This window comes from Micrococcaceae bacterium Sec5.8, assembly GCA_039636775.1.
Lineage (GTDB): Bacteria > Actinomycetota > Actinomycetes > Actinomycetales > Micrococcaceae > Arthrobacter.
This window is the reverse complement of sequence record CP143429.1, coordinates 2,882,506-2,909,071: the sequence shown is the minus strand read 5'-3', so window position 1 is coordinate 2,909,071 and position 26,566 is coordinate 2,882,506. Positions and strand designations below refer to the sequence as shown.

The 26,566-nt window shown below is 66.5% G+C and carries 22 protein-coding genes; 17 read left to right on the top strand and 5 right to left on the bottom strand.

The window, feature by feature from the left end:
- Positions 1-19: 19 nt before the first annotated feature.
- Positions 20-1,003, top strand: coding sequence for a LysR family transcriptional regulator (locus VUN84_13315; GenBank protein XAS63270.1), 984 nt, complete (start codon positions 20-22; stop codon positions 1,001-1,003).
- A 20-nt stretch (positions 1,004-1,023) separates the two neighbouring features.
- Here VUN84_13315 and VUN84_13310 read toward each other — a convergent pair whose 3' ends face one another.
- Positions 1,024-2,094, bottom strand: coding sequence for a nitronate monooxygenase (locus VUN84_13310; protein ID XAS63269.1), 1,071 nt, complete (start codon positions 2,092-2,094; stop codon positions 1,024-1,026).
- A 51-nt stretch (positions 2,095-2,145) separates the two neighbouring features.
- On the opposite strand from VUN84_13310, the gene VUN84_13305 reads away from it, so the two are divergent.
- The 9 genes from VUN84_13305 to VUN84_13265 all read left to right on the top strand — a co-directional run bounded on the left by VUN84_13305 (position 2,146) and on the right by VUN84_13265 (position 11,211).
- The gene (locus tag VUN84_13305) at positions 2,146-3,066 is read left to right on the top strand and encodes a BadF/BadG/BcrA/BcrD ATPase family protein (protein XAS65861.1); all 921 of its coding nucleotides are present in this window, start codon (positions 2,146-2,148) and stop codon (positions 3,064-3,066) included.
- A 64-nt stretch (positions 3,067-3,130) separates the two neighbouring features.
- Positions 3,131-3,583 (top strand): NUDIX hydrolase, encoded by a 453-nt coding sequence (locus VUN84_13300; protein ID XAS63268.1) that lies wholly within the window; start codon positions 3,131-3,133, stop codon positions 3,581-3,583.
- A gap of 346 nt (positions 3,584-3,929) precedes the next feature.
- Positions 3,930-5,006 carry a ribosome small subunit-dependent GTPase A gene (gene rsgA / locus VUN84_13295; GenBank protein XAS65860.1) on the top strand — a complete coding sequence of 359 codons (1,077 nt, stop codon included), beginning with the start codon at positions 3,930-3,932 and terminating at the stop codon, positions 5,004-5,006.
- Between the two features lie 323 nt (positions 5,007-5,329).
- The gene (locus VUN84_13290) at positions 5,330-6,421 is read left to right on the top strand and encodes an ABC transporter ATP-binding protein (protein ID XAS63267.1); all 1,092 of its coding nucleotides are present in this window, start codon (positions 5,330-5,332) and stop codon (positions 6,419-6,421) included.
- A complete protein-coding gene (locus tag VUN84_13285; GenBank protein XAS63266.1) occupies positions 6,422-7,195 on the top strand; it encodes an ABC transporter permease in 774 nt (257 codons plus the stop codon). It abuts the gene before it with no gap.
- Positions 7,192-7,938, top strand: a complete 747-nt coding sequence (locus tag VUN84_13280) for an ABC transporter permease (GenBank protein ID XAS63265.1) — start codon at positions 7,192-7,194, stop codon at positions 7,936-7,938. The genes VUN84_13285 and VUN84_13280 overlap by 4 nt, the downstream gene beginning before the upstream one ends.
- On the top strand, positions 7,935-8,897 hold the full coding sequence (locus VUN84_13275) for an ABC transporter substrate-binding protein (protein XAS63264.1): 963 nt from the start codon (positions 7,935-7,937) through the stop codon (positions 8,895-8,897). Before VUN84_13280 ends, VUN84_13275 begins: the two co-directional genes overlap by 4 nt.
- A gap of 161 nt (positions 8,898-9,058) precedes the next feature.
- Positions 9,059-10,279, top strand: a complete 1,221-nt coding sequence (locus VUN84_13270) for a pyridoxal phosphate-dependent aminotransferase (protein XAS63263.1) — start codon at positions 9,059-9,061, stop codon at positions 10,277-10,279.
- Between the two features lie 77 nt (positions 10,280-10,356).
- Positions 10,357-11,211 (top strand): polyphosphate kinase 2 family protein, encoded by an 855-nt coding sequence (locus tag VUN84_13265; protein XAS63262.1) that lies wholly within the window; start codon positions 10,357-10,359, stop codon positions 11,209-11,211.
- Positions 11,212-11,225: 14 nt separating this feature from the next.
- Here the strand turns inward: VUN84_13265 and VUN84_13260 are convergent, their stop codons facing one another.
- Genes VUN84_13260 through VUN84_13250 form a run of 3 tightly spaced genes read right to left on the bottom strand, consistent with a single transcriptional unit; the run spans position 11,226 to position 12,946 of the window.
- Complete coding sequence (locus tag VUN84_13260; protein ID XAS63261.1) at positions 11,226-11,456, bottom strand: exodeoxyribonuclease VII small subunit; 231 nt, start codon at positions 11,454-11,456, stop codon at positions 11,226-11,228.
- Positions 11,457-11,511: 55 nt separating this feature from the next.
- On the bottom strand, positions 11,512-12,798 hold the full coding sequence (gene xseA / locus VUN84_13255; protein XAS63260.1) for an exodeoxyribonuclease VII large subunit: 1,287 nt from the start codon (positions 12,796-12,798) through the stop codon (positions 11,512-11,514).
- Positions 12,791-12,946 carry a hypothetical protein gene (locus VUN84_13250; protein ID XAS63259.1) on the bottom strand — a complete coding sequence of 52 codons (156 nt, stop codon included), beginning with the start codon at positions 12,944-12,946 and terminating at the stop codon, positions 12,791-12,793. The genes xseA and VUN84_13250 overlap by 8 nt, the downstream gene beginning before the upstream one ends.
- Positions 12,947-13,198: 252 nt before the next feature.
- Here VUN84_13250 and VUN84_13245 point away from each other — a divergent pair, with 252 nt between their 5' ends.
- Positions 13,199-13,954, top strand: coding sequence for a hypothetical protein (locus tag VUN84_13245; protein ID XAS63258.1), 756 nt, complete (start codon positions 13,199-13,201; stop codon positions 13,952-13,954).
- Positions 13,955-13,964: 10 nt separating this feature from the next.
- Positions 13,965-15,056: a 4-hydroxy-3-methylbut-2-enyl diphosphate reductase gene (locus VUN84_13240; protein XAS63257.1), complete on the top strand. Its 1,092-nt coding sequence runs from the start codon at positions 13,965-13,967 to the stop codon at positions 15,054-15,056.
- On the opposite strand, the gene VUN84_13235 is transcribed toward VUN84_13240, so the two are convergent.
- Positions 15,053-16,300, bottom strand: coding sequence for a DNA recombination protein RmuC (locus tag VUN84_13235; GenBank protein XAS63256.1), 1,248 nt, complete (start codon positions 16,298-16,300; stop codon positions 15,053-15,055). The two genes, VUN84_13240 and VUN84_13235, sit on opposite strands and share 4 nt — an antisense overlap.
- Positions 16,301-16,402: 102 nt before the next feature.
- Between VUN84_13235 and ychF the strand changes: the two genes are divergently transcribed.
- From ychF to VUN84_13210, 5 genes are all read left to right on the top strand, one after another.
- Complete coding sequence (gene ychF / locus VUN84_13230) at positions 16,403-17,488, top strand: redox-regulated ATPase YchF (protein ID XAS63255.1); 1,086 nt, start codon at positions 16,403-16,405, stop codon at positions 17,486-17,488.
- Positions 17,489-17,894: 406 nt separating this feature from the next.
- Positions 17,895-18,176, top strand: a complete 282-nt coding sequence (locus tag VUN84_13225; GenBank protein XAS63254.1) for a pyrophosphorylase — start codon at positions 17,895-17,897, stop codon at positions 18,174-18,176.
- Between the two features lie 285 nt (positions 18,177-18,461).
- Positions 18,462-24,185 carry a DUF6531 domain-containing protein gene (locus VUN84_13220; GenBank protein ID XAS63253.1) on the top strand — a complete coding sequence of 1,908 codons (5,724 nt, stop codon included), beginning with the start codon at positions 18,462-18,464 and terminating at the stop codon, positions 24,183-24,185.
- 791 nt (positions 24,186-24,976) lie between these two features.
- The gene (locus tag VUN84_13215) at positions 24,977-25,384 is read left to right on the top strand and encodes a hypothetical protein (protein XAS63252.1); all 408 of its coding nucleotides are present in this window, start codon (positions 24,977-24,979) and stop codon (positions 25,382-25,384) included.
- A 665-nt stretch (positions 25,385-26,049) separates the two neighbouring features.
- Positions 26,050-26,370, top strand: a complete 321-nt coding sequence (locus VUN84_13210) for a hypothetical protein (protein ID XAS63251.1) — start codon at positions 26,050-26,052, stop codon at positions 26,368-26,370.
- Positions 26,371-26,566: the final 196 nt, after the last annotated feature.

Sequence of the window (26,566 nt, the reverse complement as noted above, 5' to 3'; positions counted from 1 at the left end):
CGATACGGAGGACGGGGCCATGGAGGCGGAGCATAAGCAGCTCGTCCAGTTGCTGCCGCTGCTGCCCCTCCTGGCCGAGCTCGGACGAACCCAGCACATCACCGAAACTGCCGCGGTGCTGGGGCTGCCCCAATCGACGGTCAGCCGGGGAATCGCCAGAGCCAGCAGCATCCTCGGAACGGAACTGCTCCTTCGCGACGGCCGCGGCGTACGCCTGACGCCGGCGGCCAAGACGCTCCTGCCGCACGTCGAAGCCGCCCTGGCGGAATTCCAGTCCGGGCTGGACCTGGTCCGGCACGAATCCGAGGTGGTGCGGGGCCGGATCTCCGTGTCCTTTCAGCACACGTTCGGTGAGGCCATGCTGCCGCTGCTGATCAGCGCGTTCCGCCGCCGGCATCCCCAGCCGGCCTTCCACCTCAGCCAGGGTGCCCGGGACGGCTGCCTCGCAGAACTCGCCGCCGGGGACGCGGACCTGGCCCTGACAGCACCTGTGGCGGCGCCAAGCCGTTTGATCTGCGCAGCGGCCCTGTACCGGGAGCCGCTGCGGCTGGTGGTCCACCACCGGCATCCGCTCGCCAAGCACCGCCGGGCCAGCCTTACGCAGATCCGGCACGAGCCGTTCGTAGCCATGGGCTCCGGCTACGGCATGCGCTCGCTGACCGACGCCTTGTTCCGGGAAGCAGGCTTCCGGCCCCGCATTGCCTTCGAAAGCCAGGATTCGCACACGGCCCGGGGACTCGTCTCGGCAGGACTCGGCGTGAGCATCCTTCCGCCCGGCGGTTCGGCTCCCGGCCGCCACACGCCCGGGGACTCCGGGGACCTTGGGTGGGTGGAACTCGCCCTGGATTCAGCCCTGGCGTTCCGGGAGATCGGCCTGGCCTGGCGGGAACGGCGTGGGGGAGTCGACGCCGAACCGCCCCCCGTGCGGCTGTTCCGGGAGCTGGTGCTCAGCGAGGGCCCGGACCTGCTTGCCGGGTTTGTCCGCGGCCGCTCGGGCACGTGAAACCGCCGCGTATCGGGCTCTCAGTCCAGCAGTTCCGCCAGGACTTCCGCGACGGATCCGGCCCGCGCCCGCTGCCAGCCCGTTCCGGCCCAGAGGTTCAGCCGCTCCGCGTCCCCGGCAGCGGCCGCGGCTGCGCGCAGCGGGGCGGTGAGGTGATGCACGGCGGGGTACGACTCCGGCGCGTCGGGATGGTCCCGGACAAACGCGTTGGCCAGCGCACGGGCCTGGCGCCCGGTGAAGGCCGGGGTCAGGGCCGTCCGGGTGAAGCGTGGACTGGCGAGGGCATCCTTGTGCAGCTGCCGGGCCCCACTCTCGGAAGTGCGCAGGAACGCGGTGCCCAGCTGGGCTGCCTGGGCGCCTGCGGCCAGCACCTCTTCCACCCCGGCCCGGTCCATCACTCCACCGGCAGCCACCAGCGGGAGCCCGACGGCGGACCGCACCGCCGCGACCAGCTCCGCCGTCGAGAGCGGCCGGCTGACCTCGTGGCCCGGACCGTGGCCGGACCCGGAACTGCTGCCGTGCCCCGTTGTGGTCGGCAGGAAGGCCGCGCTGTGGCCGCCTGCGCTGTCATGCTGGACCACCAGCGCATCCACTCCCTGCCCGGCGGCCGCCAGCGCCTCGGCTACCGTCGTCACCGTGGCCAGCACTGCCGAACCAGCCCGCTGCAGCGCACGCACGCCATCGGCGCCTGGCAGGCCGAAGGTAAAACTGACCAGTTCCACCGGGTCAGCCAGCAGGGCCGTCATCTTGCCCGGCCACTGGTCGTCGTCGTCGAGGCGCAGCGGCGGGACCTCCACCTGCAGCCGCAGGGCATCCCTGCTCAGCTGCCTCCGGTAGGTCTCCAGCCGCGCCACCGTGGCGGCCGGCGGCGGCAGCTGGGCGGGATCGGGAACAAAGACGTTCACGCCAAAACGCGCCCCGGAAGCGCGGACGCCCCGGATTTCCGCCGCCATGGCCTCCACGCTCTTGTAGCCGGCGGCGAGGAAGCCCAGGCCGCCGGCGTCCGACACGGCCCGGACGAAGGCCGGAGTGGACGTGCCGCCGGCCATGGGCGCGGCGATGATGCGGGTGCCGAAGAGTTCATGCGACATGGCTCGCTCCTGGTGGGAATTCAGTAGGCTGGTCCGGTGACTCATTCTGACATTCCGGCGGCGGACCCCGTTTCCCCGCCCGCACCCCCCGCCGGGCCGGTCATCGGCCTCGACATCGGCGGAACCAAGACGCGCGGCGTCCGCTTCGAAGACGGCCACGCTGTGGCCGACGAATCCGTCGGCAGCTCCAACGTCCAGAACGTCAGCCGCGAGGACGCGGCCCGGAACCTCGCAGAGCTCTTCGCCCGGATCGGCGGCGGAAAGATCTCGCGGGTCTACGCGGGCGCCGGAGGCATCGACACAGCAGAGGACGCCGCAGCACTGGCCGCGCTAATCGCGCCGCACGTTCCAGGCGCCCGGATCACCGTGGTCCACGACTCGCGGCTCCTGCTGGCTGCCGGTGGCGCCAGCACCGGCGTCGCTGTCATCGGCGGAACGGGATCGGCAGCGTGGGGCAGGAACAGCCTGGGCGGGGAGGCCCGTGCCGGCGGCTGGGGTTACCTGCTGGGCGATGAAGGCAGCGGGTACTGGCTGGGCCGCGAAGCGGTCCGCCACAGCCTGCGCCGGATGAACCAGGGGTTGGAACCGGACGAACTCACCTCGGCCTTGCTGGCTTCCTGCGGTGTCGATGACCCCAACAAGCTGATCGCGTTGTTCCATTCGCCGAAGACCGGGCGGCGGTACTGGGCTGAGCGGGCGCGGCTCGTGGTCGACGCGGCCTCCGCCGGCCACGGCGCCAGCCAGGAGCTCGTGGACCAGGCCGGGCGGGACCTGGCAGCCCTGGCGGAGCAGACAGTCCGGCAGCTCGGCATCGACGGGCCGGTGATTCTGGGCAGCGGCCTGGGCATGAACGTTCCCCGCCTGCAGGAAGCCTTCCGCACCGCACTGGCGGCCGCGGGAATCACCGACGTCCGCGTTCTGGAGCAGGACCCGGTCTTCGGGGTTCTCCAACTCGTGGCCGAGCAGGACTGACCCGGGCAGGCGGCCGCTAAAGCCGGCGGCCATCAAGCCGGTCCGCGGCCAGTACGCTGGAGCCATGAGCCTGAACTTCGACACCCGCCCCGCTGCCTACGCGGTCATCGTCCGCGACGGCGCCATCCTCCTGGCGTACTGGAAGCAGGGCGGGAAGGAGGGCTGGACCCTGCCAGGCGGCGGGCTTGACCTCGCCGAGCACCCGGTGGACGGCTGCATCCGGGAGGTTTATGAGGAGACCGGGTATACGGCGGAGGTCGGCGCGATGCTGGGGATCGACGTCGGGCACTGGCCGGCGGAAATCCGGATCGACGGCGGTGAACGGGATTTCCAGTCCCTCCGTCTGGTCTACGAGGGGACCATCACGGGCGGGGAGTTGCGGCATGAAGTGGACGGCAGCACCACCCACGCGGCCTGGATCCCGCTGGCCGACGTGGCCGGGCTGAACAAGGTTTCGCTCGTCGACGCCGCGCTAAGGCTGCACCGGGAGCGGCCACGTAACGGCAAACTTTCCTGACGGTTTGCTAGCCAGGCCGGGGGAGCCCGGCTATTCTGGGACCGGCAACACAACCGACGGTACGGCCGGCAACGAAAAACGGGGAGGTGGAAACGATGACTGCAACAGTCCTGTGCGCCTTGCGCACCGCCACTCAAGCATCCATTATTCCTGCCCCGGCCAGCAGCACCCACTAAGCCGTCCCGCTGCGAGGTTCCAGAGAACCCGCAGCCCGGCACGTGTACCGGGGCCCATCAAAGGGTTTTCGTTGATTCCTACATCTGCATATCCGGGCGCCGAGGGTGCCCCCCACCCCGGCACTCAAAACCTTCCCGCGGGTCCCACAGCCTACGGCTATACCCCCGCCGTGGCCGCGCGGTTCGCGGCGCACCCTGATCCGGGCGGCACCGGCGCGGGCCGGGTGGTCCGTGTGGACCGCAACCTGGTCCTCGTTGCCGGCCCGGACGCCACCCTCCATGTGCCCTACCCTGCCTCCGGGGAGGTGCCCGTCACCGGAGACTGGGTCTGGCTGGGTTCCAACGCCGCCGGGGAGCCTGCCGTGACGGGGATTCTGCCGCGGCATTCGCAGCTGAGCCGCAAACGCGCGTTCGAGGCTTCATCGGAGGTCCAAGTACTCGGCGCCAACATCGATGTCGTCGGCATCGTCGTGCCCGTGGACCGGCCGCTGACCCACAACCGCCTCGAACGCACACTCGTCGCGGCGTGGGAGTCGGGAGCCACGCCGCTGGTCATCATCACGAAAGCGGACCTGGCAGGCGCCGCGGACGACGTCGTCGGCAAGGTCATCCTGCAGGCCGCGGGGGTGGGGGTAGTCACCACCTCCGCGGAGCAGCGCGACGGCCTCGTCGAGCTGCTGGGGCACGTTCCGGCCGCCGGCACCCTGGTGCTGCTGGGCCCCTCGGGGGCCGGCAAATCCACCCTCATTAACGCCCTCGCCGGCCTCGAGGTCCAGGAAACCGGAGCAGTCCGGTCCGGCGACGGCAAGGGCAAGCACACCACCACCTCACGCGAACTGGTGGCACTACCCGGCGGAGCCGTCCTGATGGACACCCCGGGGGTGCGCGGCTTCGGGCTCTTCGACGCCGACGGGGGGATGGCGGAGATGTTTGGTGATCTGGAGGATCTCCTTGGGCGGTGCCGGTTCTCGAACTGCGCCCACGGCAGCGAACCCGGTTGCGCCGTGCAGGCCGCCCTCTCGGCTGGATCCCTCGATGACCGGCGATGGTCCAGCTACCTTAAGCTCCAGCGTGAGCTCGCCGCCGTGGCCCGCCGGCACGACGCTGCCGCCAGCCGCGCCCATGCCCGGCAGTGGCAGCAACAAATTTCTGCCGCCGGAAAGAGCCAGCGGGCGGCAGAAAGGGACAGCCACCATAAGGCTGAACGGAAAGGCGCGAAGGGCGGCGGCACACGCCGGACCCGCTGACCCGTGCGACGTCCCAACGCGGCGGCATTGGCGGCGCGCCCCTGCCGATGAAAGGGGTGCAATATGACCCGGCGGTGCATGCTGGGCATCGCCGCAGGGGTCGGATGGGTGCTGAAAGGAAAAATTCCCGTGCAGCACCCATCCAAAACCGTCCTTCCTACGAATGACTAAGTCAGCCGCGGCGCCGATGACTATGTCACTGACTTTGTCGTCGGCGCTGGCTACGCTGGGTCCTACCCGCTTTACAGCCAAAAATCAGGATGCATATGATCAGTTGGCTGGACCGTCCGATGTTGCCGCCAACAGAATAGGTAAGCCCGGAAATGGCTGAAGCCATGATCGAGTTCCAGAACGTCACCAAGCAGTACCAGGGCGGCCAGGCCGCCGTCGACGACCTCACCATGTCCATCGACAAAGGGGCCATCACGGTTTTCGTCGGCCCCTCCGGGTGTGGCAAGACCACCTCCCTGCGGATGATCAACCGCATGGTCGAGCCGACGTCCGGGGCCATCACCGTGGACGGCCAGGACGTCACCTCGGTGCCCGCCGCGAAATTGCGGCGTTCCATGGGCTACGTCATGCAATCCTCCGGACTGATGCCGCACCGCTCCGTTCTGGACAACATTGCCACGGTGCCGCGGCTCAACGGGGTGTCCAAAGCCGATGCGCGGAAGCGGGCGCAGGAACTGCTCGACGTCGTCGGACTGGCCTCCGCGCTGGGGAAACGGTATCCCGCGCAGCTGTCCGGCGGCCAACAGCAGCGGGTCGGGGTGGCCCGGGCGCTCGCCGCGGATCCGCCTGTGCTGCTCATGGACGAACCCTTCAGTGCCGTGGATCCCGTGGTCCGTGATGAACTCCAACAAGAGCTCCTCCGGCTCCAGCGGGACCTCGCCAAGACCATCGTCTTTGTCACCCATGACATCGATGAGGCCACGGTGCTCGGGGACAAGGTGGCGGTGTTCGGCGTCGGCGGGCGGCTGGCGCAGTACGCCACCCCCGAAGAAATCCTGCGGGCCCCGGCCAGCGACTTCGTGGCATCCTTCGTGGGCCGGGACCGCGGTTTCCGGCACCTCGCGTTCAGTGCGTCCGACGGCGTCACGGTGCACCCGGCCCGGACCATCACCCCCGGCGAACTCCAGCAGGGCGGCAACGTCTCCGGTGAATGGCAGCTTGTGGTCGATGACGCCCTGCGTCCGCTCGGCTGGTCCGGTCCGGGTGATGACTCCGGGACGGTTCCCGGCGGATCCCTGTTCCGTAAGGGCGACACGCTCCGCCGGGCCCTCGATGCGGCCCTGTCGTCGCCATCGGGCCTGGGCGTGGCCGTGGACGCCGACGGCCAGGTGGCGGGTGTTATCACCGCCGAGGAAGTCCTCGCCGTCATCGCATCGGACCGCCACGTCCGCCAGGGCGTTTAGATGGAATGGTTTCTGGCCAACAGCGCGCGGGTCTTCAGCCTCGCCGGCCAACACCTCATCCTGGCCATCCTGCCGATGGTGTTCGGGGTGCTGATCGCCATACCCCTGGCCCAGTTCGCCCGGCAGAACCGCGGCCTCCGCTCGATAGTCCTGACAGCGTCCTCGCTGCTCTACACCATCCCGTCCCTGGCACTCTTCATCATCCTGCCGACCGTCCTGGGAACCCGGATCCTCGACCCCGCCAACGTGGTGGTTGCCCTGACCATCTACGCCGTCGCCCTCCTGGTGCGGGCAACCCTCGATGCCTTTGATTCTGTGGATGAAGACCTCCGCCAAGCCGCCGTTGCCATGGGATTCAAGCCTTTCGCCCGCTTCCTGCAGATTGATCTTCCGCTCTCACTGCCGGTGCTTTTCGCCGGGCTGCGGGTGGTGTCCGTCAGCAACATCTCGTTGGTCAGTGTCGCGGCCCTGCTCGGCATCGGCAACCTGGGAATGCTGTTCACCTCGGGCCTGCAGCGCGACTTCGTCACCGAAGTGATGGTGGGCATCATCGCCATCCTCATCCTCGCCCTCCTCATGGACGCCGTACTGGTGCTCCTGGAGCGGGTGCTCACGCCCTGGACCCGCGCCACGGCCGCCCGCGGCACCGGACCGGGGACAGCCAGTGGTGCCGGCGCAGGCACCGACGCTGATACCGACGGCCGCGGCTCGCAAGGAACAGCTGCCGCCGCGGCGAGGCTTGCGCAGCCCAAGACCGGAGGGGGCAACGCATGAGCAACGTCGTCACCGACACCTTCGCCTGGTTGGGCGATCCGGAGCACTGGTCCGGCAGCACCGGAATCCCCGAGCGGATCGCCGAGCACCTTCTCTATACCGGTCTCGTCATGCTGATCGCCACCGCCATCGCCGTTCCCATCGGCCTGTTCGTGGGACACACCGGCCGCGGCCGGGTGGCCGTCGTGGCCCTTGCAGGTGCCCTGCGGGCACTGCCGACCCTTGGCCTGCTGACGCTCTTCGTCCTCCTGGCCGGCATTGGGCTCATGCCGCCGATCTGGGCCCTGGTGATCCTGACCGTCCCGCCGCTGCTGGCCGGCACCTACGCCGGCATCTCCAGCGTGGACCGGAACCTCGTCGACGCCGCCCGGGCCATGGGCATGACCGAACTCCAGGTGCTCTTCCGCGCCGAGTTCCCCAACGCGCTGCCCGTCATGTATGGCGGTTTCCGGACCGGTGTGCTCCAGGCGATCGCCACGGTCTCCGTGGTGGCGTACATCAATCTGGGCGGCCTCGGCAGGTACCTGTTCGACGGGCTCGTGCTGTCTGACTTCCCCCAGATGCTGGGCGGGTCCCTGCTCATCGCCGCACTGGCGATCGCAGTTGACTTGGTCCTGGTCATTATCCAGAGGCTCTTCCGTTCCCGGGGGGCCTCTACCCAGCCAAACCGGAGCCAGCAGGCTGCGGTCGATCTCACAGACCCCATTCCCGCGGGGACTGTTGTTCAAGGAGGTACGTCATGAAGGAATCCCGCCCTCAAGCACTCGGCAGGCGCGCATTCGGCGGCCTGGCCGCCGGTGTAGGCCTGGCCATGGCATTGTCCGCCTGCGGCGGCTCGTCCGACCCGCTCTCAACGGCGCCGGCCTCGGGCGGCTCCACGTCCGGTTCCGGCTCAGCCCTCGTCATCGGATCCGCAGACTTCCCCGAAAGCCAGATCATCGCCGAAGTCTATGCCGGTGCCCTGAACGGGGCCGGTGTCACGGCTAGCACCAAGCCGAACATTGGTTCCCGCGAGGTCTACTTCAAGGCAGTCCAGGACGGCTCCGTGGACATCATTCCCGACTACAGCGGCAACTTGCTGCTGCACGTCAGCAAGGACGCCACGGAGGTCTCGGCGGAGGACATCTACAAGGCCCTGCCGGGCAAGCTGCCCGAGGGGCTTGCTGTGCTGGATGCCGCCAAGGCCGAGGACAAAGATGCCATGGTGGTCACTAAAGCCACAGCGGAGAAGTACCAGCTGAAGTCGCTCGAGGACCTTGCCAAGGTCTGCAGCGAGATCGTGGTGGGCGCCCCGGCGACCTTTGCGGAGCGCGCCTACGGCCTGCCCGGCCTGGAAAAGAACTACAACTGTGTACCCAAGAAGCTGGAACCGTTCAGCGACGGTGGCGGTGCTGTCACGCTCAAAGCGCTCCTCTCGGACCAGGTCCAGGTGGCCGACATTTACACCACCACTCCGTCCATCGCGGACAACGACCTCGTCGTGCTGGAGGACCCGAAGAACAACTTCATCGCCCAGCAGGTCCTCCCGCTGTACAACAAGGCCAAGATGACGGACAAGGCGAAGGAAGCCCTGAACGCCGTCTCCAAGATCCTCACCACCGAGGATCTGATCAACCTCAACCGGGCAGTCAGCGGCAGCCAGAAACAGAATCCCAAAGACGCTGCGGCGGCCTGGCTGAAGGACAAGGGAATCGTCAAGTAACAGTACCCACCGGTTCTTTGTGACCAATGACGGCGGCGGCCGGCTCCTGGCATTCCACCGGAGTCCGGCAGCCGCCGTCGTTCGTTGTGCCTATGACATCGGATCACCCCTGTGAGTCGGGTCTCAGCGGCAGAACATAATCCATATGGCATATTTGATGAATGGCAGAATTCAAGCAGTCCACCAAGCTTCATAATGTCCTCTACGACATCCGTGGACCGATTCTTCAGGCCGCCCAGCAAATGGAGGCAGAGGGTCACCGCATCCTCAAACTGAACATCGGGAACCCGGCCCCTTTCGGGTTTGAAGCGCCGGACGCGATTCTTGTGGACATGATCCGCCATCTGCCGCACGCCCAGGGGTACAGCGACTCCCGCGGCATCTTCTCGGCCCGGACGGCCGTCTCGCAGTACTACCAGACCCGTGGAATCCAGAACATCCACGTCGATGACATTTATCTGGGTAACGGCGTCAGCGAGCTGATCACCATGTCGCTGATGGCGCTGCTGGACGACGGCGACGAGGTCCTGATTCCCACGCCCGACTACCCGCTGTGGACCGCCTCCGTTGCCCTGGCAAGCGGGCGCCCCGTGCACTACTTGTGCGACGAAGAATCCGGCTGGCAACCGGACCTCGAGGACCTGGAAGCCAAGATCACGCCCCGCACCAAGGGCATCGTGGTGATCAACCCGAACAACCCCACCGGCGCGGTGTACCCGGAAGAGACCCTCAAGAAGATCGTGGCATTGGCCGAAAAGCACGGACTGGTTCTGTTCGCCGACGAGATTTACGAGAAGATCCTCTACGAGGACGCGGTGCACGTGAACATGGCGAGCCTGACGGGCGACGACGTCCTGTGCCTGACATTCAGCGGGCTGTCCAAGGCCTACCGTGTCTGCGGCTACCGGGCTGGGTGGATGGCGATATCCGGGCCGAAGAAGGACGCCGCAGACTATCTCGAGGGCATCAGCCTGCTGGCGAACATGCGCCTGTGCGCAAATGTTCCGGCGCAGCACGCCATCCAGACGGCGCTCGGCGGGTACCAAAGCATTAACGACCTGATCCTCCCGGGGGGACGCCTGCTCGAGCAGCGGAACAAGGCCTACGACATGCTCAACGCCATTCCCGGGGTCAGCACCCAGCAGGCAAGAGGAGCGATGTACCTCTTCCCCAAACTGGACCCCGAGGTGTACCGCATCCGCGACGACGAAAAGTTTGTCCTGGACCTGCTGCGCGAACAGAAAATCCTGGTTTCCCATGGACGGGCGTTCAACTGGGTCCGCCCGGACCACTTCCGGATGGTCACCCTGCCTTTGGTGAAGGACCTCGAAGAAGCAATCAACCGCATGGCGGACTTCCTGAGCCGGTACAAGGGGAACTAGCCTGAGCTCAGCAGCGCGGCGCGGGCACCCGTCCGGCGGACCGCACGGAGGCTGCCCGAACCGGAAAGAGGCCTGCAATGGCAGACGTCGTGAGATTCAAGAAGCACCCCGCCGAGATCCTGAAGGTGGGAAAGGGCTTTGACTTGTTGGCCGTGGACCCGGATTCCACCCCGGGTTACCCGGGGGACAAGAACGACGGCGAGGTTCTCCTCGCCGACCTGGACGACAACCTCGCCGAGCTGCAGGAGCAGCTTTTCGCCGAATCCCGTTTCGGCGGCACCAAACGCATTCTGCTGATCCTGCAGGCCATGGACACCGCCGGCAAAGGCGGGATTGTCACGCACGTCATGGGCGCCATGAACCCGCACGGCGTCCAGATGAAATCGTTCAAGGCACCCACCCCGGAAGAGAAGTCCTACGACTTCCTCTGGCGAATCGAGAAGGAAGTGCCGGCTGCCGGCATGGTCGGCGTCTTCGACCGGTCCCACTACGAGGACGTCCTGATTCACCGTGTCCACCGCTGGGCCGACCCGAAAGAACTTGAACGCCGGTACACGGCAATCAACGAATTTGAGGCCAGGCAAACGGCCGCCGGCACCAAAATCGTCAAAGTCATGCTCCACATCAGCCGGGACGAGCAGAAAGAACGACTGCTCGCACGGCTGGACGAGCCGGCAAAATTGTGGAAATACAGCAGCAACGACCTCAAGGAACGCGCATTCTGGGGCGACTACATGGCTGCCTACCAGAAGGCCTTCGAGAAGACCGGCACCGACGCCGCGCCATGGCACGTGGTCCCGGCCAACAAGAAGTGGTACGCCCGGATCGCGGTCCAGCAGCTCCTTCTCGATGCGCTGGAAGGGCTCAAGCTGGAGTGGCCGGTTCCGGACCTCGACGTGGCGATGGAGCGGGAACTGGTCGAGCGTTCCTGACGGCCCGGCGCCGATCACCCCTCCGGCGTGGCCTGCCCCCGCGCCGCGGACAAGCGCTTGCGGGCTCCCTCCAGCCAGTCTTCGCAGCGCTTGGCCAGCTCCTCCCCGCGTTCCCACAGTGCCAGCGACTCTTCGAGGCTGGCCCCGCCGGCCTCGAGTTTGCTGACGACGCCGACGAGCTGTTCGCGTGCGTCCTCGTAGTTGAGTTCCTCAATGTCGGCGTTGGGCGTGGTTTCTGCTGCCATGGCGTGGTGCTCCTTGCTGTGTCCCGGGGGAAGACCGGTCGGGTGGAATTCTCAATTATTTGTCGGAGGGTTCCAGGCCACCGGTCGATTCGGCGTTAAACCGGCCGCCGGCAACGCGGACCGCCAGGGGCGTGCCCGGCGGGGCCTGGTCCGGGCGCCGCACCACGTCCCGGCGGGTGCCGGGAGCCGCGGTGCCGTCGGCCAGCTGGACCACCGCGTACCCCCGGTCAAGGGTCTTCTGCGGCGAAAGTGCACGGACCTGGGCCTTCAAATGGGCCAATTGGTCGGTCGCGCGGACGACGGCGGTGGTGACCGCGGCCCGGGACCGGCCCTTGAGCCGTTCGACGTCGTCGTGCCGGGTGCTGACCATGACCTCGGGGGAGGCCAGCACGGGGCGGGAGCGCAGCGCGGCCAGGCGGTCCCCCTCGCGCTCCACCAGCCGGGTGGCGCCACGCCGGAGTTGATCCCGGGCCTGGCGCACACGGGCCAGCTCTTCGACGACGTCCGGAACGATCCGTTTTGCGGCGTCGGTCGGGGTGGAGGCGCGCAGATCCGCGACGTCGTCAAGGATGGGCCTGTCCGCCTCGTGACCGATGGCACTGACCACCGGAGTGGCAGCGGCCGACACCGCCCGGATGAGTTCCTCGCTGCTGAACGGCAGCAAGTCCTCGAGGGCTCCGCCACCGCGGGCGATAACGATCACATCCACCACCGGGTGGGCGTCCAGTTCGCGCAGCGCAGCAACAACCTGTGCCACGGCGGTGTTGCCCTGGACGGCCACCTCCCGGATTTCAAACTCGACGGCGGGCCAGCGCAGGGCAGCGTTGCGGAGCACATCCTTTTTGGCGTCCGAGTCGCGGCCGGTGATGAGGCCGATCCGGTGCGGCAGCAACGGCAAGGGTTTCTTGCGGGCCTCGGAGAACAGGCCCTCCGCGGCCAGGGCGTGCCGCAGCCGCTCGATTCTGGCGAGGAGGTCCCCGAGGCCCACCGGCCGGATGTCCTTCACGGACATGTTCAATCGGCCTGTCTTCAGCCAGAATTCGGTCTTGAGCAGCGCCACCACGCGGGAGCCGCGTTCCAACGGAATCTCCTGCCGGTCCAGCACCTTGGTCCAGACGGAGGCTGGAAGGGAGATCTCCGCGTCGACGTCGCGCAACGTCAGGTAGGCGTTGGTGCCCCGCCGGTTCAGTTCGATGACCTGGCCCTCGACCCATGCCGACGGTGCACGGTCGATGTGCACCTTGAGTTTTTGGGACAGCAGTTGCAGCGGCCAGGGATTGTCCGGGCTGGTTTCCGCGGCGGTTGCGGGAAGAGTGGTGGCCGCCGCGACGTCCTCAGACATGGCGGGACACCGGGGCGGAGATGGCCGTGTGCATATGGGTGGTGTCCTTTGCCGGGCGGTGCTGGCGGCGGGCCCCCTCCCCGGCGATGACGCGCAGGGGAGGGCGACCGGCAGGCAGCTCGAACTTGTCGCTTTCAACTCTATCCATAGCTGTACCATCCGGCCCCGACTTTACGGCTCGCCGGGCTGCCACGTTCCCGGTTCCCCGCCCCGGTCTCTATCGATCCGCGTCTTTATCGATTCGCGGGGACCACCGTAGGATGGCACTAACCGTCTACCTGCTAGGACTCTTGTGCGCACTTTCGTATCGGCCGTAGCGGTCCTTGTTGGGCTTCTCCTGTCGGCCATCGCAATGCCCGCACTATGGGTAGACCGAAACATCGTCCAGGAGGACGGTTTCGTGGCATTCACCGCGCCGCTGGGCAAAGACCCGGTGTTTCAGCAGCGGCTGGCCGCCGCCGCCGTCGGCACCCTCGGCGCTGACCGGATCCCGGAAGCGCTCGACGGCCTGGTCACGCCCGTCCTGGAAAGCGCAGCCCGGTCCCTGACAGACATGCCCGGGTACCCTGACGCGTGGACCGAAACGCTGCGCAAAAGCCACCGCCTCAATGTCGCTGACCCCGCTGCCGAACCTGCCGGGACCGACACCGCCTCCACCCTGACCCTGGACCTGGCACCCCTGGTCGCCCTGGTGGCGAAGCAGGTGGCGGAGGCTACAACTTTGCCGCTGGAAGCATCGGACCAACTGCTGATCACCATTGGGCAGCCCGAGCACCGGCAGGTCCTCGACCGGGTGGCCGCCTTTGCACCGCTGGGCTCTGCGCTGGCCATCGGTGCACTCATCGCCTTCGCCCTGGCGTTTGTGGCGGCCCGGCGGCGGGGGACGGTCCTCGCCGGCATCGGCCTGGGTACGCTCCTGCTGGCCGGGGCCTGGAAACTGTCCGCTGACGCCGCCGCAACCGCCGTGCTGGGAACCAGCAGCGGAAACGACGTCGCAGAGATCTTCAAAACCGAGTTCGTCTCAGCGGCAGCCTCAAGCCTCGGGCAGTGGATCGTGACGGCCGCCGTGGCGGGCGGCGTCCTGCTGGCAGCCGGACTCGTGCTGCGCACCGTTGCCGGCCGCCGCGTCCAGCAGCAGCCCAGCCAACACCGGTAGCATTGGGGGCATGACCTCCACCGCTGTTTCGATTCCGATGCCAACCGTTCCGCGCCGGCGGCGCACGCCGGAGGAAGTTTTGGCGGCAGCTCCCGTCGACGGCCCTAAAAGGGTGCTGCTCGCAGCCCCCCGCGGCTACTGCGCCGGCGTCGACCGCGCGGTCATCGCGGTGGAGAAAGCACTTGAGCACTACGGCCCGCCGGTGTACGTGCGCAAACAGATCGTCCATAACGTGCATGTGGTCAGCTCCCTCGAGGAAAAGGGCGCGATCTTCGTGGACGAAACTGACGAGGTCCCCGAGGGTGCGCTGGTGATCTTCTCGGCCCATGGCGTCTCGCCTGCCGTCGTGCAGTCCGCCGAGGACCGCGGGCTGCGGACCATTGACGCCACCTGCCCCCTGGTGACCAAGGTGCATAAAGAGGCTGTGCGCTTCGCGAAAGACGACTTCGACATCTTGCTCATCGGCCATGACGGCCACGAGGAAGTCGAAGGAACCGCCGGGGAGGCCCCCGAACACATCCAGATCATTAACGGCCCGCACGAGGTGGACAAGGTCACTGTGCGGGACCCGGAAAAAGTCATTTGGCTGTCCCAAACCACGCTCAGCGTGGATGAAACCATGGAAACCGTCAGGCTGCTAAAGGATCGGTTTCCCACCCTGCAGGATCCGCCCAGCGATGACATCTGCTACGCGACCACCAACCGGCAGGTGGCCATCAAGAAGATTTCACCGCAGGCGGAGCTCGTCATTGTGGTCGGATCGGCCAACTCATCAAACTCCGTGCGGCTGGTGGAAGTGGCCCTCGAATATGGTGCCAAGGCCTCCTACCGGGTGGATTTTGCCAATGAAGTGGACGAATCGTGGTTCGAGGGCGTGGCCACCGTCGGTGTGACCTCAGGGGCGTCGGTGCCGGAGGTCCTCGTGAAGGACGTCCTGCGCCTGTTGGCCGACTACGGCTACGGATCCGTCGAGGAAGTCGTCACTGCCGAGGAGGATCTGCTCTTCTCTCTGCCGAAGGAACTCCGCGCCACCCTGAAGCAGGCAGGCGATGTCACCCGCGCCCTGGGAGGCCGCGGCGCCCGCGCCGCGCGCACCTCCTAGGCTGCAGACTCCCGGTCTTCCCCTGCCGTGCTTCCGGGCTGGAGTTCCGGGGCGGCGACAGACCGCGGTGTCACCTCGACCGCTGGAGGGGTGGCCAGCCCGGCCGCATCCAGGGCGTTAAGCTTCCGTGCCGTGGGCAGTACCCGTGCCTCCAGGGTTCCCACCATCGAGTTATAGCGGTCCACGGACGTTTTCAGCGACGATCCAAGTTTGGTGACGTTCTCGCCGAGTGTTCCCATCCGCTCATACAGCTGACGCGCGAGTTCGAAGAGTTCCCGTGCGCTGTCCGTCAGGACGTCTTGGCGCCAGGTGAAGGCGACCGACTTCAGAACGGCCAGAAGAGTGGAAGGCGAAGCCAGCACCACATTCCTGGACAGGGCGTAATCCAGCAGGGCCGGGTCGGCCGAGAGCGCCGCGGCCAGGATCGACTCGGCCGGCAGGAAACAGACCACTAGCTCGGGGGAGTTCCCGGGAATGTCCCAGTACTTTTTGCCGCTCAGCGCATCCACGTGGGCTTTGAGGGCCTTCGCATGCGCCAGCAGGTGGGCCTGCTGGCCGCCCAGGAGCTGCGCATGCTGCTGCCCGGAGGTGGAAGCCCCCAGCTCCTGCGCCGCCAGATAGGACGAAAGGGGCACCTTCGCATCGACCACCAGCTGCTTCTGGCCGGGCAGCTGCACCACGAGGTCAGGCCGGACCGAGGTCTCCGTGGCGGCCCCGTGTTGCGGCCCGCTGTGCACCTGCTCGTGGAAGTCCACGTGACGCAGCATCCCGGCCGCTTCCACTACCCGGCGCAACTGCACCTCGCCCCACTGGCCGCGGGCGCTGTTGGAGCGCAGGGCTGACTCGAGGGCATGCGTCGAGCGCAGCAGCTGTTCGTCAGACAGCCGGGCCTCCTGCAGTTGCTGGGCCAGCTGGCCGTACTGCTCCAGACGGTCGCGTTCCAACAGCGACACCTGCTGCTGCACAGCTGACAGCTTCTCCGCCACCGGCGCCAAAGCCCGGAGCACGCTGCCGTCCTGGTTCCGGGACTCGCCGAGCTCACGGTTCTGCGCCGTCAGCAGCCGCCGTTCGGCGTCGGCTGCAGCGAACTGCGCACTCACCTCGGAAAGCCGTCCCGATACGGCGTCGAAGTCCTGCTCGAGCGCGTGTGTGCGGTGCCGCAGCAGCAGGTAGACCGCCGCGGCGCCGGCGACTGCGCCGATAAGAAGCATGAGGAGGGAGAGAATCAGTGCAAAAGCGTCCATGCCTTCACTTTGGCATGCCCCGGTGACAGTTTCCGGCTGCCGCCCTGCAACGGGCTGCCCAGGGGCCCGGCTCCTGCGCCGCAGCGGGTAGAATCAGTACTCGTGGCTCTAACTATTGGCATCGTCGGACTGCCCAACGTCGGCAAATCAACTCTTTTCAACGCACTGACCCGCAACCAGGTGCTCGCAGCGAACTACCCGTTCGCGACGATCGAGCCGAACGTCGGCGTGGTCAGCCTGCCGGACCCGCGCTTGGCCAAGCTGGCTGAGATCTTCGGGTCCCAGCGACTGCTGCCCGCGCCAGTGTCCTTCGTCGACATCGCCGGCATCGTCAAGGGTGCCTCGGAGGGTGAAGGCCTGGGCAACAAGTTCCTCGCCAACATCCGTGAGGCCGAGGCCATTGTCCAAGTAGTCCGCGTGTTCGATGACCCTGACGTCATCCACGTCGACGGCAAGGTGGATCCCCGCTCGGACATGGAAACAATCAACACCGAATTGATCCTGGCCGATCTTCAGACCATCGAAAACGCCATTCCGCGGATCGAAAAAGAAGTGAAGATCAAGAAACGCGAAGCCGCCGAGCTCGCTGCCATCAAGGCGGCGCAGACCGTCCTGGAACGCGGTGATACGATCTTCGCCTCGGTCAAGAGCGACAAGCTGGAGATGGAGCACCTGAAGGAGCTCAGCCTTCTGACCGCCAAACCGTTCATTTACGTCTTCAATGCGGATGAAGGCATTTTGGGCAGCCCGGAAAAGCAGGAAGAACTCCGGGCCATTGTGACCCCGGCCGACGCCATCTTCCTCGATGCCAAGCTCGAATCCGACCTCGTGGAGCTCGACGAGGGAGAAGCCCGCGAGATGCTGGAAATGAACGGCCAGGACGAGTCCGGCCTTGACCAGCTGGCCCGCGTGGGCTTCCACACTCTGGGACTGCAGACCTATCTGACAGCAGGACCCAAGGAAACCCGTGCCTGGACCATCCACCAGGGCGACACGGCCCCGCAGGCGGCCGGCGTGATCCACTCCGATTTCCAGCGTGGTTTCATCAAGGCCGAAGTGGTGTCGTTCGACGACCTCATCGATGCTGGGTCCATGGCGGAGGCCAAGTCCCGGGGCAAGGTACGGATCGAAGGCAAGGAATATGTCATGGCCGACGGCGACGTGGTTGAATTTAGATTCAATGTATAAATAAATCGCTGACTCGGCGAATTTATCACTGCACAATTAATCCCATCAAATTATTTCAGATACTTAGTAGACACCCTTGCCTCGGCCTTGGCAGTCTTGTGAAGAATCAGTAGCCCCTGGGATGGCGACCCTCCCGATGGTGGGACGATTTCCTGGTGACCCTGTCGTCGTGGCCGGTCTGCGTCATGCGTTGGCATCAGTACCTATTTCTGCTGCGGGGCGGAGCCTCGCTGCGGTCGGATCCGGGTCGGCAGTCAGTGTCCCTAGTGAGGGCGTCGTCGGTTCCGGCGGCAATGGGTTCTTGCTTGCGTAGATTCCATGGGTGGTTTTGGTAGGGTCATGATCGTCATGTTGCTGGTGATTCTGGCCCGGCACTAAAGCGGTTGTATCTTCAGGGGGAATTTCTATGTCGCGTGTGTTGTCGACCGAGCAGGCGAAGGCCGCTATCGGGCAGGTGCAGTCGATCATCAATGGTGGTTTCACGGATCAAATCTCGGCGCTGGATGCGCAGGGGAAGATCCTGTCGGACCCGAATATCTGGGACGGGCCGCTGGCTACGCAGTTCCGTGGGTCGACGTGGCCGGAGACGAAGGCCGCCCTGGACAAGGCCAAGCAGGAGCTGGAGGAGCTGCGGACGCAGCTGCAGAAGATCTCCCAGGACATCTTCTCCGCCGGCGGCGGCGCCTGAGTAGGTTCTTGCTGCTGTGAGGTCCGGGTGATCGCGCCACTCGTCTGAGGTACGCGGTCACCCGGCCGTCACGGAACGGTGGTTTCCCCGGCGCTGGGTTCTCCTGGACCGGGTTTTTTTGGGTTGTTCTGGCGGTCGCTGATTCCTTCGCGCCGGCCCTGGTCGCTGCAGGTCTCTTTTCGTCGTTGGTCTTCGGTTTTTCCGCGCGGGTGCGTGCCAGCGCGGTCGATAGTTTTTTCCTGTTGTTTTCTCGCTGTTGTTCTTGTTCCTTGGGGGGCGTTGGTTGTGGCCGATTTCGTTGAGATGCCGTTGTTGCCGGAGTCGGATGGCTCCCATGGTGGGCGGTTCAGTTACGGGGTGGCAGGGTCGGTGCAGCGGGGTTTCGAGTCCGCGGCGTCACGGTTGGAGAACCAGTCCGGGACGCGGGCCTCGTATGTGTCCGCGGCCCGCGAGGATTTCAAGGGGCGTTTCTCGGAGATCTTCCAGGCCAATGCCGGCACCGCGGCCAGTGACGCGACAGCGCTGGCGCAGGCGCTGCGGACGGTGGCCGGCTATGTGGGGCAGATGATCGACGCCGCTCATGAGGAGGACGACCGGCGCCGGGCGAACAACGAGTGGGTGCGCGGGCACAATGACCGTAACGCGTTCGAGAAGGGCTGGGATTCGGTCTTCGGTGAGGGGGACCGGCCGAACATGGACCCGGGGAAGGCGCCGTCGTACGCACCTGCGTCGGCGTCCACGGGATCCCGCCAGACCCCGGGGCCCGGGGGCGGGTACGGGGGCGGGACGTCCTCCGCGCGACCGGAAAACCTGCGGGCCTTCGCCACCAACTCCCGCGGGTTGGATGAGGGGTTGGCGTCGGCGCCGGGCGCGTTGGCGGGCCAGCTGTCGTCCTTCGCGACGAGTTGCTCGTGGGGGTCCCTGGAGGCCTCGGGTGTGCTCAGTGCGTATCGGACTTTTCTGGCGGCGAATGAGCAGGACGCGGCGTGGGCGGTCACGATCGCCGAGGCGTTCGCCGCGGCTGGCGGCGAGGGCGCTGTTTCGACCGTGTCGGACGCGGGCCTGGGTGAGGCGCTGGCGGCGGCCGGGGTGAGCGCGTCCCGGTCGGCCCTGTCGATCGACCCGCCGACCGCCTATGGGGCGGTACCGACAACAGGGTACGCGAATGATCCGGTGAACACCGCGACCGGTAACTTCATCGAACCCGAAACGGATCTCGGCTTCGCGGGCCTGGCATCGAACCTGGTGTTGTCGCGGATGTACAACTCGCTGGGCTCGGGCCTGGAGAGGCCGGGGGCGTTCGGTCCGGGCTGGTCCTCGATCCTGGACCAGCAGGTGGTGGTCTCGGACGAGGGCGCCCGGTGGGTGCTGGCCGACGGCCGGGCCATGGACTTCCCGCGGGCCGGGGACGCTTGGGGCCGGGCCGTGGGGGAGAATTACTGGCTGGCCCGGGAACCCGCGACGACCGCGGACCTAATGGACCTGGATTCCCTACCTGCGGGTTCCTCTGAACTCCTGGTGGTCCGGAACAACCAGGGCGGCTGGTGGGCGTTCAGCGCCGCCGGGGTTTGGCTGGGCGCCGGGTCCGGCTCCGGCCGCACTGTGTTCGTCCACCGGGAAGCACCGGTCGACGACGCCATTACGGCGCCGTTGATCGGCCGGTTGTCGCATGGGCGGGGGCGGTTCCTGGAGATCGAGTACACGGACGGGCTCGTTGCCGTGGTGCGGTCCTCGGACGGTCGGCGGGTGGAGTACGGGTACGACGACGCGGGCCAGCTCGTCAGCGTCACGACGGAGACCGGGACGCGGTCGTATCGGTGGAACGAGGCGGGTCTGGTCGACGCGGTGGTCTCCGCCGCCGGGGTTTTGGAGGCGGAGAACACCTACGACGGGCTGGGCCGGGTGACCCTGCAGCTCACCCAGCACGGGCGCCGGGTCCGGTTCGCGTATCTGCCGGGCCGGGTGACGGTCGTTTCGGACGAGGACGGCACCCGCTCCAACTCCTGGGTCGCGGACGCGAAGGGCCGCCTCGTCGGTGTCCTGGACTCCGAGGACCGGCGCCAGTCGATGGCCTACGACGCGCATGGGAACCTGGTCTCCCTGGCCGAGCGCGACGGCGCGGTCACCGTCCACGCCTACGACGAGCGCGGGCGCAGGACCCGGACAGTGACCCCGGAGGGCGCGGACCTGACCTATGGGTGGGACGAGCACGACCGCCTGACCACCCTGGTCACCGCCACCGGTTCCGTGGTCACCTACGAGTACGCCGACGACATCACCCGGGATCCCTGCGTGGTGCACGACGCCCTGGGCGGGCGGACCGTGCTGGACTGGGAGGATGGACTCCTGGTGCGGGTGACGGACCCGGTCGAGGTATCGGTCGGGTTCGAGTACGACGGGTACGGGGACCTGGTCGCCACCCGCAGCGCGGTCGGAGATGTTGCCCGGATCGTCCGGGATGGGGCGGGCCGCCCGGTCCTGGCGATCAGTCCGTCGGGGGCGCAGACGCGGTTCGTCTACGACACGGCGGGTCTTTTGGTCCGCCGTCAGGACCCGGACGGGGCGGTGTGGGCGTTCGACCACGACGCCGCCGGCCGGATGACGGCGTCGATCGCCCCGGACGGGGGACGGACCGTGCTGGAGTACGGGCCGACGGGGGACCTGGTCCGCACCACCGATCCGCTCGGTCGGACCATCGAGCGGGTGGTGGACGAGCTCGGCAACGTGAGCACGGCGGTGCTGCCCGACGGCGCCCGGTGGGGTTTCTCCCATGACTCCCTGTCCCGGCTGGTCGGGATCACAGACCCGGCCGGGCACGACTGGGTGCGTGAGTACGACCGGGTGGGGGCGCTGACCGCGGTCGTGGATCCGACCGGGGTCCGCACCGATGCCACCACGGACCGAGCGGCGGGGACGGCGACGATGACGGACGCGTTCGCCACCGCAACTTACGCGTTCGACGCATACGGACGCCCCACGAAGGTGACGCGCGCGGACGGGGCGGCGGAGCTGATCACCTACGATCCGGCCGGGAACCCTGTGGAACTCCTCGACGGCGAGGGCGGACTGACCGTCCTGGGCAGGGATGTGGCGGGGAAGATCACCTCGATCACGTCCCCTGCGGGGGCGGTGACCCGGTACGAGTACGACGCGTGCGGGCGCCCCTGGCGAACCACCGACCCGCTTGGCGCGGTCACCGCGCTCGCTTACGACGCCGACCAGCGCGTCACGTCCAGGACCCTGCCTACCGGCGAGGTCGAGACCTTCACCTACGATGCATGTGGCAGGTTGGTCCTGCGCCGCACGCCCGGCCAGGGGACCGCCCGGTACGGGTACGACAAGTGCGGGCGGCTCACCTTTTCGCAGGACACCTGGTACGGGACCCGCCGGTTCACCTACAACACCGCCGGAGAACTCGTCGCCACCATCAACGGGGTGGGCGGGCGGACCCGGTTCGACTACGACGCCCGGGGACGCCTGACCCGGATCACCGACCCCCTCGGCGGGGTCACCACGCGCACCTACACGGCCACCGACCAGGTCCATTCGGTGACGGATCCGTTGGATCGGGTCACGACCGCGACCTATGACCCGGCGGGCCGGCAACTCTCCCAGACCGACCCGGACGGGCACACCACCACCTGGACCTACGACGACGCCGGCCAGGAAGCCACCACCAGCGTCGACGGACGCCTGGTGGCCGCCATCGACCGCGACCCCACGAACCGTCGGGTAATCATCGCCGATCACACCGGGAACACCGGGGCGGGCAGGGACGCCGACGGGCTGGTCGTCGAGCACGAACTCGCGTTCAACCGGCGCGGGCAGCTGACCTCTCGCACCCGGGGAGACCAGGGATTGTCGTGGGCGTATGACGCGGACGGGCACCGGACCGCGTTCACCGACGCCCAGGGCACGACCACGACCTACACCCGCGACCCGGCCGGACGGCTCACCACCGTCACCAACCCCCTGCTCGGGGAGGCGGTGTTCACCCATGATGCGTCAGGGCGGCTGACCGGCGTCACCGCCGGGGACCTCGCCCAGGCCTGGACCTACCGGGACGGGAACTTCGCCGAACACACCCGCACCAGTTCTTCCATCCGCGCCGGCGGCATTGGCGATTCAAACAGCACGGACGTGACGTTGATCGGTCGGGACGACGACGGCCGGATCACCGCCCTGACCCGCGCCGGAACCGTCACCCGCTATGGATACGACCGTGCCGGGCAGATGATCTCTGCCGTAGCGACCCCGATCACCACCGCAACTGGTGGCGCGGAAAGACCCACACCGCAGGCGGATTCGGCAATGGGTGCAGCGATCTCGGAGTGGGAGTTCGACGCCGGTGGGCGCCTGGTCCGCGAGGCCACCCCGGCCGGGTCGCGGATGTTCGACTACGACGCCGCAGGTCAACTCCTCGCCATTACCGGCCCGGAGGGGTCGAGGGTGGAGTTCGTCCACGACGGGCTGGGCAGGCGGACCCGTCTCATCGGCGTGGACGGGTCCTGGACCGAATACGCGTGGGGGCCGACCGGGCACCTCACGGGCACGTGTGACCGCGCCCCCGACGGGGAGGAGGTCTCACGGCACGAGTTGTGGGTCGACGCCCTCGGCGAGCTCGCCGGCATCGACGGCGCCCGGCTCTGGTGGGACACCGCCAGCGCCATCCCCACCCTCACCTGCGTCACCAGTGGCGCAGGTGGTGGGCAGATCCTGTACCTGCCAGGTGGCGTCACCGGCATCGGCGACGCCTGGACGGCGTCGGGATGGCGGGCAGCACGCCCCACTGATCAGGCGGACCCGTGGGCGGTCCTCGGGGCCCCCATCATCTCCGACCCCGCATCCGGAGGGAACCCCGGTGTAATGACTGGCGCAATCGCCGGTGCCGGACTGGTCGGAGGATTCCCGGCGGGTGTCGGCCTGACCGGTCACGGCGGTGTGGGCATCGCCGGCCTGGAATGGCTGGGCGCCCGCGCCTACGACCCCCAGACACGGGGCTTCCTCTCCACGGACCCGCTGGCCCCGGTCATGGGCGCGGGCTGGGACGGCAACCCCTACGCCTACGCGGGCAATAACCCGCTCAACACCACCGACCCCACGGGACTCCGACCCCTCACCGACGAAGACCTCAAGGCCTACGACGGCTCTGCCGGTGGGGCCATGGCTGCCGCCGGGGACTGGCTCGGCAACAACTGGGAGTACCTGGCCGGAGGCGCCATGGTCATCGCCGGCGGAGTCATGATCGCCACCGGCGTCGGAGGACCAGTAGGAATGATGCTCGTCGGTGCCGGTGCCGACATGATTATCCAGAAGGCCACAACCGGCGAGGTGGACCCGTTGCAGGTCGGGTTCAGCGCTGTCCTCGGGGGGTTTGGCGGATTCGGCACTGCAGCATTGGCATCTCGCGCCGGCCTTACAGGGATGAAGAGCGTTGTCGCAACCGGGGCAGGTTCCGGGGGCATCAGCGGCGGTGTTGAAGGTACCTACGGCTACTACACGAGCCCGGGCCCCCACACCGCATCCGGTGCTCTCGCGGCGACCGCGCAGGGAACGGTGTTCGGAGCGGCCACCGGCGGTATCGGTGGCGCCGCCGGTCATAAGATTGGGCAGAAGGTGATGGGGGCAGTCACCGCCCGTCCCGACGCTGGAACGATGGCCATGGGCAGAGTCATGAAATACCGTGTGACGCCTTACGCTGATGCGCATGGAATGGGATATTATAAAGGTGCACCAGGCTACGACTTTACGGATGCGCACTTTTCCCCCGAAGTGCGAGACGGTATACATATTTGGGCGAATAAAAAGTGGATCGATTATCAAATGATGCAGGGCAAAAATTTGGTAGACATCGGAGCCCCGGTCGAAAGTCGTCGGCCCGACTTTCTCGACCCCCTAGATTCTAGTGCGTATTACAACATGGAATTACGTCGCGTTTCAGGATATCAGCTATACACAAGAGACCACCAGCCCGCCTGGGACTTAAAGGAACAAAATGTCTTATCCTAAGATCTTTTTAAGGGCTGTCGAGTATGAAAAAGTTGGCATTTTCGGACTGACGAACCGGTGGACATACGAATTTATAAAACCCGGGATGCAGGAAAAAAGACTGGGTACGAAGGAATTACTCAGGGAACTTGTTCCTGGGAAGGACGACGCACGTCAAGATGCCTACGATTGCATCAGCCGCGCCCAGAAGCTCTTCAATAATAGCCAGTCGGGGTGGGTTTGGTACCCGTGGGGGACGGTCGTTTCCGATTTGAATAGCGTATAAAAGCCGCGACAGAAGAACGTCGAACAGTTACTTTGCTCGCGAGCCCCCGAATCCTGTTGGTGCGAGACTCCCAAGCCCCACAGCTTGGTGTGGCTAGACCGCGTGGTGGCAAGGCGTACTAGTTGGCTTCGTCGTCGCCGAACCCAGCGTTTGAAGCGGGTCGCTCTACTCGGGTGTGGGAGGTGACTGTCCTGGAACCTGATCTCCCTCCAAGCTACGCAGAGACGTTGACTGAACTGGCCAACGCCGTTGGAAAAGAACAGGGGTGGTTGCCGCATTGAGCGAAGATAAGAGTTCCCGAGAAGTGGCGAACAAATCTAGTGGTTCACTTACTGAGAATGATCTCGAGCACGGAAATAAGGCCAGACTGTATTTGGGCATCATTTGCCTAATGACGGGTGGAGTTCGTCCGTGACGGGTTGACACCGCCCGGCTCGTCACGGCGGACGGGTTCTGGACCGAGTACGCGTGGGGACTCACCGGCCACCTGACGGGTACGTGTGAGCGGACTCCCGACGGGGAGGTCATGTCCCGGCACGCGGTATGGGTCGATGCCCTCGGCGAACTCGCCGGCACCGACGGCGCCCTCCTGTGGTGGGACACCGCGAACCCCGTCCCCACCCTCATCGGCATCACCCCATCCAGTGACAGCACCGCGGATGCGGGGACCACGGTCATCGCTGGTCGGCAGGTGCTGTCCCTGCCCGGTGGTGTGACCGGGATCGGGGACGCCTGGATGGCGTCGGGGTGGCGGGCCGCCCGCCCCACCGATCAGAGCGACCCATGGGCTGTCCTCGGTGCCGCGACGATCTCCGATCCCGCACCCGGCGGAAGCACCGGTGGGATGACTGGCGCTGGGCCCGCCGGACTCGTTGTCGGCGCCGAGCCGGAGCTTCGGCGCCGATGTCGTCATCCAGAAAGCAACGACCGGTGAAGTCAACTGGGGCCAAGCTGCGGTCTCCGGCGGTCTGGGCATGGTCGGCGGCGGTGTGGGAATGGCAGCGGGCAAGCTCGTCAGCAACCCTGTGGTCCGCATGGCCGTGGAGAACGGGGTTGAAGGTGCCATCAGCGGAGCCGGCGGGTACCTCACCGGGCCGGGTCCCCACACTCCGACGGGGTTCTTCCGGGCCACCGCCCTCGGTGGCGGGACAGGGGCCATGCCCATCGGAGGTCCCGCCAGTCAGGTAGATCTCCCGCCCTCGGCAACCGCGAAGCTCGGAGACCTGCCCCCGACGCTGGAAGGAATGCGTGGTAATCCGGCGGCAAACTTTACAGACGGTGCTTACACTTCTAGATGCCTGCGCGAGGAGACAATTCTGTACCGGGGGGAGAAGCTGGAACACCGTGGGGTCGCTGGTGGTCCGAGGACGCGCCGACAGGTGTCGATCAAGTGAGAAACGACAAGGCTGTTTTGCCTGAGTGGCCTGGGGGCTTTAAGAGTCCGATCGATAGCGCCTACGCGGCGAGGTTCCCACCTGGAACTGCTGTGTACGAAGGGATGACCGCACCGCAGACTGAGGTGGACGGCAGAATTTACCCAGGCGGAACGCACCAACTCTATATTCCAGATGCTAAGAATTCCGGAGAGATTATGTATGAATGGAGATTGAATTGGACGTGGCTACCGACATAGATGCTCTGATGCTCGATATGCGCAGGTTTGCGGGTCTTTTGAGGCTTATAAAGCAAGCCAAAATTGCCCAGAATTATGAAGATCTCGCGTTGCAACTTCAATCTGATTCGTCTGCCCGGACGGTGGACAATGCCCGGAAGTGCTTTTCTATGACTTTCATGGGAACCAGCGGCGGCCTCACTGACCAATATGTCTATGCTGAGGACGGATCAGTCGACGACGCCCTCAGCGGTGAATACGAAGAACTTCTTAAAAAACTCACTGATTTTGCGAATGGCACCGCATAGCAGGACAGCCCCTACGTGGTCGCCTCCCACGCCTGACGCGGCGCGGCAAACGTAGGCGGGCGCGGTAACGCATCCCTTCCGCAGCGTGGACATCGACGGGGAAGGGATCCCGGATGAGCCGACGGCGCTGACCAAGTCCAGGGCGTCGGAGGCGCACTTGCCGGTACGGCGGGCTCGGTCGGAGGGAGCGTCGCAG